14 protein-coding genes and 1 pseudogene are annotated in these 12,734 nt (G+C 68.7%); 9 read left to right on the top strand and 6 right to left on the bottom strand.

What is annotated here, in order from left to right:
- Nucleotides 1–27 precede the first annotated feature (27 nt).
- The 5 genes from ACFT4A_RS27160 to ACFT4A_RS27140 all read left to right on the top strand — a co-directional run bounded on the left by ACFT4A_RS27160 (nt 28) and on the right by ACFT4A_RS27140 (nt 4,621).
- A complete protein-coding gene (locus tag ACFT4A_RS27160; protein WP_382834667.1) occupies nt 28–1,050 on the top strand; it encodes a LacI family DNA-binding transcriptional regulator in 1,023 nt (340 codons plus the stop codon).
- 110 nt (nt 1,051–1,160) lie between these two features.
- Nucleotides 1,161–2,141, top strand: a complete 981-nt coding sequence (locus ACFT4A_RS27155) for a S1C family serine protease (protein ID WP_382834664.1) — start codon at nt 1,161–1,163, stop codon at nt 2,139–2,141.
- Nucleotides 2,142–2,166: 25 nt separating this feature from the next.
- Nucleotides 2,167–2,346: a hypothetical protein gene (locus tag ACFT4A_RS27150; protein ID WP_382834661.1), complete on the top strand. Its 180-nt coding sequence runs from the start codon at nt 2,167–2,169 to the stop codon at nt 2,344–2,346.
- 74 nt (nt 2,347–2,420) lie between these two features.
- Nucleotides 2,421–3,158 carry a response regulator transcription factor gene (locus ACFT4A_RS27145; RefSeq protein WP_382834658.1) on the top strand — a complete coding sequence of 246 codons (738 nt, stop codon included), beginning with the start codon at nt 2,421–2,423 and terminating at the stop codon, nt 3,156–3,158.
- Nucleotides 3,155–4,621, top strand: a complete 1,467-nt coding sequence (locus tag ACFT4A_RS27140; RefSeq protein ID WP_382834655.1) for a sensor histidine kinase — start codon at nt 3,155–3,157, stop codon at nt 4,619–4,621. The genes ACFT4A_RS27145 and ACFT4A_RS27140 overlap by 4 nt, the downstream gene beginning before the upstream one ends.
- Nucleotides 4,622–5,293: 672 nt before the next feature.
- Here the strand turns inward: ACFT4A_RS27140 and ACFT4A_RS27135 are convergent.
- From ACFT4A_RS27135 to ACFT4A_RS27120, 4 genes and pseudogenes are all read right to left on the bottom strand, one after another.
- Nucleotides 5,294–5,490, bottom strand: a pseudogene (locus tag ACFT4A_RS27135) (DUF397 domain-containing protein).
- Complete coding sequence (locus ACFT4A_RS27130) at nt 5,487–5,759, bottom strand: hypothetical protein (RefSeq protein ID WP_382834652.1); 273 nt, start codon at nt 5,757–5,759, stop codon at nt 5,487–5,489. The pseudogene ACFT4A_RS27135 and the gene ACFT4A_RS27130 overlap by 4 nt, the downstream one beginning before the upstream one ends.
- A gap of 51 nt (nt 5,760–5,810) precedes the next feature.
- The gene (locus ACFT4A_RS27125) at nt 5,811–6,011 is read right to left on the bottom strand and encodes a DUF397 domain-containing protein (RefSeq protein WP_382834649.1); all 201 of its coding nucleotides are present in this window, start codon (nt 6,009–6,011) and stop codon (nt 5,811–5,813) included.
- Nucleotides 6,008–6,838, bottom strand: coding sequence for a helix-turn-helix domain-containing protein (locus tag ACFT4A_RS27120; RefSeq protein WP_382834646.1), 831 nt, complete (start codon nt 6,836–6,838; stop codon nt 6,008–6,010). The genes ACFT4A_RS27125 and ACFT4A_RS27120 overlap by 4 nt, the downstream gene beginning before the upstream one ends.
- A 136-nt stretch (nt 6,839–6,974) precedes the next feature.
- On the opposite strand from ACFT4A_RS27120, the gene ACFT4A_RS27115 reads away from it, so the two are divergent.
- The 4 genes from ACFT4A_RS27115 to ACFT4A_RS27100 all read left to right on the top strand — a co-directional run bounded on the left by ACFT4A_RS27115 (nt 6,975) and on the right by ACFT4A_RS27100 (nt 10,588).
- Nucleotides 6,975–7,184 carry a hypothetical protein gene (locus ACFT4A_RS27115; protein WP_382834643.1) on the top strand — a complete coding sequence of 70 codons (210 nt, stop codon included), beginning with the start codon at nt 6,975–6,977 and terminating at the stop codon, nt 7,182–7,184.
- The gene (locus tag ACFT4A_RS27110) at nt 7,181–7,450 is read left to right on the top strand and encodes a hypothetical protein (protein ID WP_382834640.1); all 270 of its coding nucleotides are present in this window, start codon (nt 7,181–7,183) and stop codon (nt 7,448–7,450) included. The genes ACFT4A_RS27115 and ACFT4A_RS27110 overlap by 4 nt, the downstream gene beginning before the upstream one ends.
- Before the next feature lie 124 nt (nt 7,451–7,574).
- Complete coding sequence (locus ACFT4A_RS27105; protein ID WP_382834637.1) at nt 7,575–8,423, top strand: hypothetical protein; 849 nt, start codon at nt 7,575–7,577, stop codon at nt 8,421–8,423.
- An 83-nt stretch (nt 8,424–8,506) separates the two neighbouring features.
- Nucleotides 8,507–10,588: a pectinesterase family protein gene (locus ACFT4A_RS27100; protein ID WP_382834634.1), complete on the top strand. Its 2,082-nt coding sequence runs from the start codon at nt 8,507–8,509 to the stop codon at nt 10,586–10,588.
- A gap of 57 nt (nt 10,589–10,645) precedes the next feature.
- On the opposite strand, the gene ACFT4A_RS27095 is transcribed toward ACFT4A_RS27100, so the two are convergent.
- Complete coding sequence (locus ACFT4A_RS27095; RefSeq protein ID WP_382834631.1) at nt 10,646–11,680, bottom strand: glycoside hydrolase family 5 protein; 1,035 nt, start codon at nt 11,678–11,680, stop codon at nt 10,646–10,648.
- A gap of 148 nt (nt 11,681–11,828) precedes the next feature.
- On the bottom strand, nt 11,829–12,641 hold the full coding sequence (locus ACFT4A_RS27090) for a hypothetical protein (RefSeq protein ID WP_382834628.1): 813 nt from the start codon (nt 12,639–12,641) through the stop codon (nt 11,829–11,831).
- Nucleotides 12,642–12,734 lie beyond the last annotated feature (93 nt).

The following is a 12,734-nucleotide window of genomic DNA, read 5'->3' as shown; positions in this document are numbered from 1 at the left end:
GCCGGTATATCCGCGTAGACTCCGCGCGTGGCCAAGGTGACTCGGGATGATGTGGCGCGGCTGGCAGGGACTTCCACTGCCGTGGTCAGCTATGTCATCAACAACGGACCCCGGCCGGTCGCCCCGGCCACGCGCGAGCGTGTACTCGCCGCGATCAAGGAACTGGGGTACCGGCCCGACCGCGTGGCCCAGGCCATGGCGTCCCGGCGTACGGATCTCATAGGCCTGATCGTGCCGGACGCGCGCCAGCCCTTCTTCGGGGAGATGGCGCACGCGGTCGAACAGGCCGCGTCCGAGCGCGGAAAGATGGTGCTCGTCGGGAACTCCGACTACATCGGCGAGCGCGAGGTCCACTACTTGCGCGCCTTCCTCGGCATGCGCGTCTCGGGGCTCATCCTCGTCAGCCACGCGCTCAACGACCTGGCGGCCGCCGAGATCGAGGCCTGGGACGCCCGGGTGGTGCTGCTGCACGAGCGCCCCGAGGCCATAGACGACGTCGCCGTCGTCACCGACGACCTGGGCGGCGCCCAGCTCGCCGTACGCCACCTGCTGGAGCACGGCTACGAGTACGTGGCCTGTATGGGCGGCATAGCGGAGACCCCCGCGGTCGGCGACCCGGTCTCCGACCACGTCGAGGGCTGGCGGCGCGCGATGGACGAGGCCGGCATCTCCACGGAGGGCCGCCTCTTCGAAGCGCTCTACAACCGCTACGACGCCTACCAGGCCGCCCTGAAGATCCTCTCCGGCCCCGAGCGGCCGCCCGCGATCTTCTGCTCCACCGACGACCAGGCGATCGGCCTGCTGCGGGCGGCGCGCGAACTGCGGATCGACGTCCCCGGCGAGCTGGCGGTGGCCGGCTTCGACGACATCAAGGAAGCGGCGCTCACCGACCCGCCCCTGACGACGATCGCCTCCGACCGCTCGGCGATGGCCCGCGCGGCGGTGGACCTCGTCCTCGACGACGGCCTGCGGGTCGCGGGGGCGCGGCGGGAGCGGCTGAAGGTGTTCCCGTCGAGGCTGGTGACGCGGCGGTCCTGCGGCTGCGCGTAGCCTCCGGCGGCTCAGCGGCAGGGCGTCTTTATATCGGGCATACGAGGTTCTGTCGGGCTTCTCAGGGAGCACTCAGGTAGCTCTCATGGTCGGGCGACAAGCTCAGTTCCATGACCGAGAGCATGTATTCCCAGCAGGGCTCATCTCCCGTGAACCCCGAGTGGCCGCCTCCGCCGGCCCACCCGCCGGTGCAGCCGGCCCCGCACAAGAAGCGCCGTGGCCCGGTCGCCCTGCTCGCCGCCGTGGCGATCGTCGCCGCGGCGATAGGCGGCGGCACCGCCTACGGCATCCAGGAGCTGACCGGCAACGACACCGTCACCTCCAGCTCCACCAGCACCAACGTGGTGCCGTCCAGCCAGAAGGGCACGGTCTCCGGGGTCGCCAAGGCGGTCAGCCCGAGCATCGTCGAGATCAGCGCCGACTCCAACGCCGGGTCCTCCACCGGCTCCGGCGTGATCATCACGAGCGACGGCGAGATCATCACCAACAACCACGTCGTCGCCGGCGCCTCGCAGATCAAGGTGACGACCAACGACGGCAAGTCCTACACCGCCAAGGTCGTCGGCACCGACAGCAAGAAGGACCTGGCCCTGATCAAGCTGGAGAACGCCTCCGGCCTGAAGACCGCGACACTCGGCGACTCGGCCGGGGTGGGCGTCGGCGACCAGGTCGTGGCGATCGGCTCCCCCGAGGGCCTGACCGGCACCGTCACCAGCGGCATCATCTCCGCCCTCGACCGGGACGTCACGGTCTCCACGGACGAGAGCCAGGGCCAGGAACAAGGCCAGGGGCAGGGACAGCAGGGCAGCGAGTGGCCGTTCGAGTTCGGCGGCCGGGAGTTCAACGGCGACACCGGCTCGGACACCACCACGTACAAGGCGCTCCAGACCGACGCGTCCCTCAACCCGGGCAACTCCGGCGGCGCGCTGATCGACATGAACGGCAACATCATCGGGATCAACTCCGCGATGTACTCGGCGGCGGGCGCGTCCTCCTCCGCGGCCGCGGGCAGCGTGGGCCTGGGCTTCGCGATCCCGATCAACGCCGTCAAGGCCGACCTCGCCACGCTGCGGGCCGGCTCCACGGACTGAGTTCCACTGAATGAGGAGTACGGCGATGATCCAGCAGTTCGCGCACACGGAGTCCGGCGGCGATCCGGCCGGGGTCGGTCTGGCACTGGCGGTGGCGTACGCACTGCACGCGCCCACGGCGGCGGCGCGTGCGCCCGAGGTGGCGGCCAAGGCGGCCCGTCGGTCCGGCCGGGCAGCCGCCCGACGCCGCACCGCACGGGCCTGAAGCCCGGTGCCCGTGCGAGTCTGAGAGCGTCAGACAGCCCCCGCCCGCCCTTCACCCCCGAGGACCTCGAGCCCATGAGCCCCGCAGACGGCGACCGTGACCCCCAGCGCATCCTGATCGTCGACGACGAGCCGGCGGTACGCGAAGCACTTCAGCGCAGTCTCGCCTTCGAGGGGTACGGGACCGAGGTCGCCGTCGACGGCGCGGACGCGCTGGTGAAGGCCGCGGCGTACCGGCCCGACCTGGTCGTCCTCGACATCCAGATGCCCCGCATGGACGGCCTGACGGCAGCGCGCCGCATCCGCGCCACCGGCGACACCACGCCCATCCTGATGCTCACGGCCCGCGACACCGTCGGCGACCGGGTCACCGGCCTCGACGCGGGCGCCGACGACTACCTGGTCAAGCCCTTCGAACTGGACGAACTCTTCGCCCGCATCCGCGCCCTGCTGCGCCGCAGCTCCTACGCGGCGGCCGTGGGCGCGGGCAACCCGGCCGACGAGGACGCCCTCACCTTCGCGGATCTGCGCATGGACCTCGCGACGCGCGAGGTCACCCGGGCCGGCCGCCAGGTGGAGCTGACCCGCACGGAGTTCACGCTCCTGGAGATGTTCATGGCCCACCCGCGCCAGGTCCTCACGCGGGAGCAGATCCTCAAGGCCGTCTGGGGCTTCGACTTCGAGCCGTCGTCGAACTCCCTCGACGTCTACGTCATGTACCTGCGCCGCAAGACCGAGGCGGGTGGCGAACCGCGCCTCGTCCACACGGTGCGGGGTGTCGGATACGCACTGCGGGCGGGCGGCGCGGAGTGAACAAGGTCGTACGCCGGTTCCGCTCCCTGCCGATCCGGTCCCGACTGGCGCTGCTGGTGGCGGCGGCGGTGGCGTTCGCGGTGGCGGCGGTGTCGGTGACGTGCTGGTTCATCGTGCAGGGGAAGTTGTACGACCAGGTGGACGATGACCTGCAGTCGTCGTTCCGCACAATTCAGGCGGATGAGTTCGACGCCCTGACCAAGGCGTGCCCCCAGAACCCTTCCAACACGCTCGGGGGAGCGCCGCGCCCGCAGACCTACGCGCAGGTGGTCAGGACCGACGGCAAGGTCTGCCGCTTCAGCAGCCTCATGCCCCAGGTGAACGTGACGAGCGGCGACAAGGCCGTGGCCAAGAATCCCGACTACAGGACGGCCGTCCTGCGCAACGGCACCGACAGCGACGGCAATTCGGTACGCGTACTGACCACCGCTGTGGTCGTGAAGGACGGCCCGTTCCAGCAGGGCGTGGCCGCCGACTACGCGCTGGTGATCGCCGTCCCTCTCAAGGGCACGGAATCCACGCTCAACGAACTGGCACTGATCCTGCTGCTGGTCTCGGGCGTAGGGGTCTTCGGCGCGGGAGCGGCCGGCCTCACGGTCGCCAGGGCGGGCCTGCGCCCGGTCGACAAACTCACCGAGGCTGTAGAACACGTGGCCCGCACGGAGGACCTGGACATCCGCATCCCGGTGGACGACGACAGCGACGACGAGGTGGCCCGCCTCTCCCGCTCCTTCAACTCGATGACATCGGCCCTGGCCAGCTCCCGAGAACTCCAGCAACAACTGATCGCGGACGCGGGCCACGAGCTACGCACCCCCCTCACCTCACTCCGCACCAACATCGAACTCCTCACCCGCAGCGAGGAAACGGGCCGCCCCATCCCCGAGGCAGACCGCAAGGCCCTCATGGCCTCGGTGAAGGCCCAGATGACGGAACTGGCCGCACTCATCGGCGACCTCCAGGAACTCTCCCGCCCGGACACGGGCCAGCACTCCGGCCGCACTCAGATCGTCGCCTGGCACGACACGGTCGAGTCGGCGCTACGGCGTGCGCGACTGCGGGGCCCGGAGCTGACGATCACGGCGGACGTACAGCCCTGGTTCGTCCGAGCGGAACCCTCCTCCCTGGAACGGGCGGTGGTCAACATCCTCGACAACGCGGTGAAGTTCAGCCCGGAGGCCGGAACGGTCGAGGTACGGCTCGTGGCCGGCGTGCTGTCGGTCCGCGACCACGGCCCGGGCATCCCCGCCGACGAACTCCCCCACGTCTTCGACCGCTTCTGGCGCTCCCCGAGCGCACGAGCACTGCCGGGATCAGGCCTGGGCCTGTCGATCGTGGCCCGCACGGTCCAACAGGCGGGCGGCGAGGTGACGCTGTCCCACGCGGAGGGGGGAGGCACGGTGGCGACGGTACGACTGCCGGGGGCGGCGGTGCCTCCGCCAGAGGATCTGCCTCTCCCCTGAGGTCGGGGCCGCCCGCTTCTTAGGTCAGCTGACTGGCCGCTCGGCGACGAGGGGCGCATCGGGCGGGTGGCGGCACGCCGGGCGGTCTCAGCGACTTGCGGTGGTGTGGGGTGGTGGCGAGCCGTAAGTCAGCCCTCGACTCCCCGGCCACTCGGCGATGTGCGGCGCATCCGGCGGAGGACGGCACGCCGGGTGGGCTCGGCGGCCTGCGGTGGTGGGGTGGTGGCGAGAACCGAGCCCAGGCCCGCTAGCAGGGACGGTCCCCTCTTCAGCCGGCCACTCGGCACGGGCATCGCGAGCAAGTGGAGCATCTGCGCCACCACTGTCCCTGCTGACCTGGCTCGACCACGTCCCAGCAGGCCAAGACGCTCCATTCACTGCCCCAAGCCCCTCCCAGCGCCCACTCACCCACTCACCGATCGCCGCTAAGCCCACCCGGCGTGCATGCGAGGCGCGACCGCGCACGTCAACGCCGGTCAGCGAAGCAACGGGCCGAAGATCGCAGACGCCGCCCGGCCACCCGCCTTTCCGGGCCGCTCGTTCGCTTCTCTCCCGTGCTGGAACGGCCTGGGTCAAGGGGGACCCGAAGGGTCATCGCCGAAGGCGACGCGAAGCGCCCTTGATGCAGGCCGTGGAAGCACGACACTGCAAAGAAGCGGGCGGCCCCGACAGTTACTTGGTGACGTGCGCGAGGAACAACGCCCAGGGGCTCGCGCCGAACACGAGAACCGGGCTGTAGGGCAGCTTGCTGTCTCGGACCGGGACTACGCCAGGCAGCTGTCGGCGACCTCGAGGCAGTTGTTGGCTCCCCCGTCGCTGTAGGACGACTTGCGCCACACCGCGGTACTGAGGTCGAAGGCGGGCTTCATACCTGTTCTCTCCTTTCGGCAGCCAAGCTGTAGAGGTTGACGAGCACGTCCGGCGTCCTCTCGAACTCTTCGTCGCTGATGTCGCCGCCGATCACCTCACGGGCAGCTTTCCGCTCTGCCGCTACGCGTTCGGCGATCTGCGCCGCAGTCCGCTGCTGAGAAGCCAACTGCTCGACGAGTTGCCCCAAGGTCAGGCCCCTTTCCTGGGCAACCTGAGCGAGATGGTCTCGGGCTCGTCGGGGCACCTTGATCGTCACGCGCTCTGCCATGGCCCCACCATGGCCGGGCCCCAACCCCATCCAGGCCGTTTGCCTTACGAGTCACCCGGAGATGTGCGCCGAGCTGTCGTCCTTGACGCCGACCAGGAACGACTCCCAGGAGTTCGCACCGAACACAAGTATCGGACTGTGAGGGAGCTTGCTGTCGCGGACGGGGACTGCGCCGAGGCAGTTGCCGGCAACCTCGAGGCAGTTGTTGTCGCCCCCGTCGCTGTAGCTGGACTTACGCCAGGTCAGCTTCATGATCTGTGCTCCTCCAGTACGTCCCTGATGAACGTGAGCGAGTCCGACGGGGACAGCGCCAGATCCCGCAGCAGATCGTAGGACAAACGGTGGTGCAGAACCTCCTCTGGATCGTCCAGCAGCAGTCCGCTGCTGTCACCTTCCGTGTAGGCCACGGCACTGCCGTCCTCCTGCCAGAGCAGGGTGAGCGAGCCCTTTGCCATGAAGGGGTGGATCCCGGCAGAGAACGGCAGCACCTGGATGGCGATGTTGGGCCACTGAGCAGCGTCCTCGATGTGCTGCAGCTGGCCATGCCATACCTCTGGACTCGCGGAGGGACGACGTAAGGCCAATTCGTCGATGATGAACCGTACGTTGGGCATCGGAGGCCTGTGCAGCAGGAGTTGGCGTCCCAGGCGGGCGGCCACCTGTTCCTCTGTCGCCTCTGCGTCCGATAGATCCGTTGCCTGAGGGCCAGACAACACCTCACGAGCGAACTCTTCGGTCTGCAACAGGCCAGGGACGTTCGGCGTGTACTTGTGCATGATGCGGGCCGTCGCCTCTAGCCCCATGAACCTCTTGTACTTGTTCTTGAAGGCGTCGATCCGCGCCAACGCCCAGAGGCCCACCAACAGGTCACCGGACCCGTAATAGCTGTCCAGGTCCCCTATCACCGCGACCTTGGAGAGTCGCTCGCCCGATTCCAAGCGGCTCAGGTAGCTCTTGTCGTACCCGGTCTCGTCGGCCAACTGACCCAGCGACTTGCCCTCCTTCTCCCGCAAGAACTTCAGCGTCCTGCCAAGAACTCCCCGCCCCGACTCCCGCTCCCCGTCAACCACTTCGCCCACGTCACCCCTCACCGTTGCCTGGAGCGCCAGGCAACACCTGACCCCTTCCGCAGCGTACGGGTGAGCCGTAACCATCGAGGCACGAACGGTAATCGCCGCTCGTCAGAACCCCTGCCTGCCTCCCCAAGGGAACCCCATGCGCCTACGCCTGCGCGCCGCCGAACTCTGCGAGTCCCTCCTCCTCACCCTCGTACGACTCCTCCTGCCCGCCCAAGGTCGCCACCGCGCCGCCCCCAGGCAACGACCACTCCCCCATCCCCCACCACGCCCCCTCGCCCCGGACCCCCTCGTCATGGACACCCCCCTGATCCGCCCCTACCTCCACCCCCTGGAGATCTACGCATGAGGCTGCTCCCCTGGACCAGCGACGACGGCAAGCCGTGCTACCTCTCCACCGACAACCCCCACAGCCGCCTCTCCCAGCTCGCCGACGACATCGAGGCCGCTCAACTCGCCTCCGCCGAGCAGGTGCTCGCGGGTGCCCGGGCCGTGCTCGAAGACGCCAAGGCCGGGGAACGGGCCGTGCGTTTCGCGCTGACGAGGGCCGTGGAGTCGCTGGGAGACGTACTGCGGGTCGCGGTCAGCCGGGGCGGCGACACCGGCGTCCGATAAAGCGGGACATGACGACCGACCAGCTGTCAATGTCCTGTCGTACTCACCAGTACCGCAAACACCCGCACCCGTTCTGACATCTTCACTGCCGTCACAGAACGACAAGCAGGAGTGAGCGACCCCCATGCGTCTCATTCGTAAGTCAACTCTCAAGAAGAGCGGCCTTGTTGCCGCCTCCACCACCCTCGCCGTATCCGGTCTGCTGGCCGGCGCGGGGAGCGCAAGCGCCGGGCCCGCCGGGGCGACCAACATCCGGGGCGTCGACCCCGGTGACACCGACCGGATGATCGAGCGGCTGTGCGGTCAGGAGACGAGCCTGACGGGCGTCTACGGCGCCCTCAACGTCGACACCGGTGAGTTCAAGACCCAGGACGAGTACCTGCGGGACGTCTTCGGGCTGTGGAAGCCCGCCGGGCCGTGGGAGCTGTTCCGCGGCTGGTGCGGGTACGCCGAGGCCTCGACCTGGTCGATCAAGGGCGACACCGTCCGCACGTCCCGGTGGATCGGCAACAAGGGCTCCGCCGACGACAAGGAGACCTTCGTCAGCAGCTACAGCACCAAGACGTTCGCGAAGAAGAGCGTCGGCGCCACCATCAGCCTCTCCCTCGCCAAGAGCATCTTCTCCGGCACCGTGGGCGGCAGCGCCGGCTACGAGTGGGGCTGGGAGAAGGAGTCCAAGTTCGAGACCCGCAGCGAGAAGACCATTCCGCCCTGTCGGCAGGTCGCCGTGACCTGGACGCCGTATCAGCGCGTGGTGCGCGTGAACCCCGTCTTCCACGTCGAGGACTACCAGTGGAACAAGGGCGACGGCGACCGGACCGCGCACAGCTGGCGTGACCGGGGGTACCAGACCATCTACTCGCACGGGTACTACATCGACGGCATCTCCGACAAGCTCCTCCCCAGCGGCCAGCCCGACGGCCGTGAGGACAAGATCGAGGAGAAGCTCGACCCCAAGTCCTGCACCAGCTGACGACTCGGCAAACGCGGCAACCTTTTCGTGCGGGGCGGCGACCCCACCGCGGATCATCCCCCCGCACGGAACGGATTCGCCGCATGAGTGAGCAGCCGCGCAGCAACCCCCCACTCCGGCCCCGGCACCGGCGCCGCAGAAGCCACAAGGCCCTGGCCGTCACGGTGCCCCTGGCCCTGACCGCCGCCGGTGCCCTCGCCTACGGCAATGACCTCGGCGTTCTCGGTGGCAGCGGCCGGGAGGCCTCCGCCGCCGCCCCGGCCTGGGCGGCCGACACCGCCGACGGGTTCGCCTCCGTCAACTCCCTCGGGCAGAACGGGACGTACGGCGGGCGGGACGGCAAGACCGTCACCGTGAAGACGCAGGCGGAGCTGGAGAAGTACGCCACCGCCGCCGAGCCGTACGTCATCGTCGTCGCCGGGACCATCGCCATGAACCCGGTCGGCAAAGAGATCAAGGTGCAGTCCGACAAGACCATCGTGGGCCAGGGGACCTCCGGGCACATCGTCGGCGGCGGGTTCTTCCTCGGGTCCGGCGTGCACAACGTGATCATCCGGAATCTGACCATCCGGGACGCGTACCAGGGCATCTGGAACGACAAGGACCATGACTTCGACGCCATCCAGATGGACGGCGCACACCATGTGTGGATCGATCACAACGATCTGCGGCACATGGCCGACGGGCTCATCGACGTCCGCAAGGACTCGACGAACGTCACCGTCTCCTGGAACAAGCTGAGCGACAACAACAAGACCTTCGGCATCGGCTGGACCGAGAACGTCAAGACCGACATCACGATCCACCACAACTGGATCCGCGAGACCGAGCAGCGCAACCCCTCCACCGACAACGCCGCCCACGCCCACCTCTACAACAACTTCCTCGAGGACGCCGCCGGTACCGACATCAAGTCGTCGTACGGCAACTACTCGCGCGGCGGGACGAAGATGGTCCTGGAGAACTCCTACTTCCAGGGCATCAAGAACCCCGTCATCAAGGACAGCGGCGCCGCGATCGTGCAGCGCGGGAGCGTCTTCTCCGGGACCAGTGGGAGGAACGAGAGCGGCGGGAGCGCCTTCGATCCGAAGGTCTACTACCCGTACAGCCTCGATCAGGCCGCCGACCTTCCCTCCATCCTCCGGTCCGGTGTGGGGCCCCGTGCCTCCATCGGTACGACAGCCGGCGCCTCCACCAAGGCCGCCGCCGCGACCACCCTGACCGTCGCCGCCGACGGCAGCGGGCAGTACCGGACCGTGCAGGCCGCCGTGAACGCCGTACCGGCGAACAATCCCGCCCGGGTCGTCATCGCCGTCAAGCCGGGGACGTACCGGGAGCTCGTGAAGGTGCCGGCGAACAAGCCGCACGTCACCATCCAGGGGACCGGCGGCAGCCGCAAGGACACGACGATCGTCTACAACAACGCGGCCGGTACGCCCAAGCCGGGCGGCGGTACGTACGGCACCGGCGGGAGCGCCACCGTCGCCGTCGAGGCCGATGACTTCCAGGCGCGGAACCTGACCATCTCCAACGACTTCGACGAGAAGGCCAACCAGAGCCTCAGCGGGCATCAGGCCGTCGCGCTGCGGACCGCCGCCGACAAGGTGTTCCTGGACGGGATCATCGTCAACGGCGACCAGGACACACTGCTGCTCGACACCGCCGCCAAGGACAAGCTCGGGCGGGTCTACGTCAGTAATTCCTACGTCACCGGCAACGTCGACTTCATCTTCGGGCGGGCCACGGCCGTCGTCGACAAGTCCGTCATCACGCTGAAGAAGCGCTGGGACGGGACCTCGGCCGGTTACGTCACGGCTCCGAGCACCGCCGCCAACCGCAAGGGCATCCTGATCGCCAACTCCACGGTGAGCGGCGACGTCTCGAACGGCAGCTTCTTCCTCGGCCGGCCCTGGCACGCGGGCGGGGACGCCTCGCTCGACCCGCAGACCACGGTCCGCAACACCAGCCTCAGTGCCGCCGTGAAGTCCACGCCGTGGACCGACATGAGCGGCTTCTCGTGGAAGGACGACCGGTTCGCCGAGTACAAGAACTCCGGTGCCGGGGCGGGCAGCGCCAACAGCAACCGTCCTCACCTCACCGACGCGCAGGCCGCCGACCAGGAGGTCGCGGACTGGCTCGCGGGCTGGACGCCCTCGGCGTCCTGACGGCTCCCTTCCGGGCCCGGCTGACAAGCGGCGCCGGGCCCGGAAGGGCCACCGACCTCAGTGCTTCCAGGCGTGGTGCAGCCGGTCCAGGCCGCTCTGGTTGTTCACCTTCAGGCTGAGCTTCGTGCCCGTGCCCTGAAGTGTGGTGAGGGAGTACGTGTCACCGTTGCGCAGGCCGGGCCAGTAGACCGAGCCGAGGCCCAGCTCCCGGATGGTGTCGGTCGCGGCCTGGATGTAGGCGATCTCGTTGGAGGTGCCGACGGGGCCGTTGTAGTCCAGGCCGGTGGTCATGGAGGCGCCGAACTCGTCCAGGATCGTGCGCGAGGCGCACGTGCCGATGCGCTCCTTGAAGTCGGCCTTCCACTGGTCGACGCTGGTCCAGTCGGTGTGCCAGAAGCCGTAGTTGTGCAGGGCCAGGCGCGTGCCCTTGAGGCGCGGGTCGGCGCAGACCGGCTTGACGTCCTCGCTGTACTTGTAGCCGCCGATCAGGATCCGGTCGCGGGGTATGAAGCGGTGGGTGTTCACCCACTGCGCGGCGATGTCGGTCCACTCCTCGGCCGTGTAGCCGAACGGCTCGTTCATCGGCTCGAAGTACACCTTGGAGTTGTGGGCGTACGAGGTGGTGATCCGCGCCCACATGCGGTCCCAGGAGGCCTGGTCGTCGATCTTGCCGTCCTTGGCGTTGTCGGCCTCCCAGTAGCCCAGGATGACCTTGAAGCCCTTGGCGGTGGCGGCGTCGATCGCGGCCCGGTACGACTTCCAGAACGGGCCGTTCACCGAGGTCGGGTTGACCGGGAGGCGGACCGTGTTGGCGCCGAGCTTGGAGAAGCCGGTGATGATCGCCTTCGACTTGGCGTACGTGGTGGCGTAGCTGTCGGTGGTGGACAGGCCCGAGGGCACGACCGCGTCGTCGGCGTAGTTGTCGCGCGGGTCGGCCCAGTTGACGCCCTTGAAGTCGCTGACCGGCGGCGGCGTGGCGGGGCGGTGGGCGGGTGAGGCGGCAGCGGGGGAGGCGAGCGCTCCGCCGAATGCCGTGACGCAGGCCAGCAGCGCCCCCACGCAAGCTGTCCCACGGTGGTTCTTTTGAGACACGACATCCCCATTCTGAGCATGTGCGAAGGTGAGCAGCCCGTAGTCGGACCGCTCAGTGGAGCACGAAACTAGAAGGAGACTCGAACAGAGGTCAACACATCTGCACACAAAGTTTCACCCAGGGAACCGCGGCCCCCGGTGTCAGGCCTCAGGAGGACTTCTCCCCGTCCGAAGACGACGAGGACATGTCCTCCAGGTTCTTGCGGGCCTTGTCCGAGAGCTGCTTCTTCCCGGCCAGCACCTCGCGGTAGTACTGCGCGCCCTTCTCCTTGGCCATCGGGAAGTCCTCGTCGAACTCCTCGGCCTCGTGATAGGGGTCGCCCTGCTTGGCCAGGGCGCTGCGCATGGCCTTGCCGGCCCCCGGGAACCTGCGTTCCTCGGACTGCGTCATGATCCCGTAGAGCATGGTGGCGGCTCGCCGTTGCGTCGCGTCCATGCTGCCGAGGATCTCCTCGTCCAGTTCCGCGCCACTGCGCGCGGCCTGCGCCACCAGCGGCAGATGCTCGGCGTCGAGAGCCCGGACCAACTCCTCGTAGGTGGTTCCGAGGCTCTCGCTCCCCGGGTGCTGGTGCTTCACGTTCGACGTGATGTAAGGGCCGGCACCCCGCCCCTTGTTCACCGTGTAGGCGCCGAAGGGGCTCTCGGCCTGCCCGAGCGTGGGCGCCGCCTGACCGCGCTTCTCCGCCCGCGCGTTCGCCCTGCGCAACCGGCTCAGCCCGTCCATGGGCTTCTCCTCGGCCGGGCCTTCGCCGTTGCCGCCCTGGGGCATGCGCTGAACGGCCAAGAACGCGGCGTTCCCGGCGGTGCGCTGGAGGGACATCGCCGCGTCCGGTGTCAGCTGCCCGCCGGCTGCCAGTTGGGCCGCCTGAGAGCCGTCCTCATGAGGCTTGAGCAGGGGCCGGTGGGGGTGTCCGGCCCGCGCGTCCGCCTCGGATTCCGGGGACCTACCGTGCCTGTGCATCCGCATCATCCTCGTCTCGGTCCGGTACGCCCGGCCCAGTCTCCTGGCGATCGCGGAGCGCGGACAGCGCCCGGGGGCCAGACTTCCGGGCAC

It is taken from the genome of Streptomyces sp. NPDC057099, assembly GCF_042671245.1.
Taxonomy (GTDB): Bacteria; Actinomycetota; Actinomycetes; order Streptomycetales; family Streptomycetaceae; genus Streptomyces; species Streptomyces purpurascens.
Note: the sequence above shows the minus strand (reverse complement) of the source record. Positions and strands in the feature narration are given on the sequence as shown.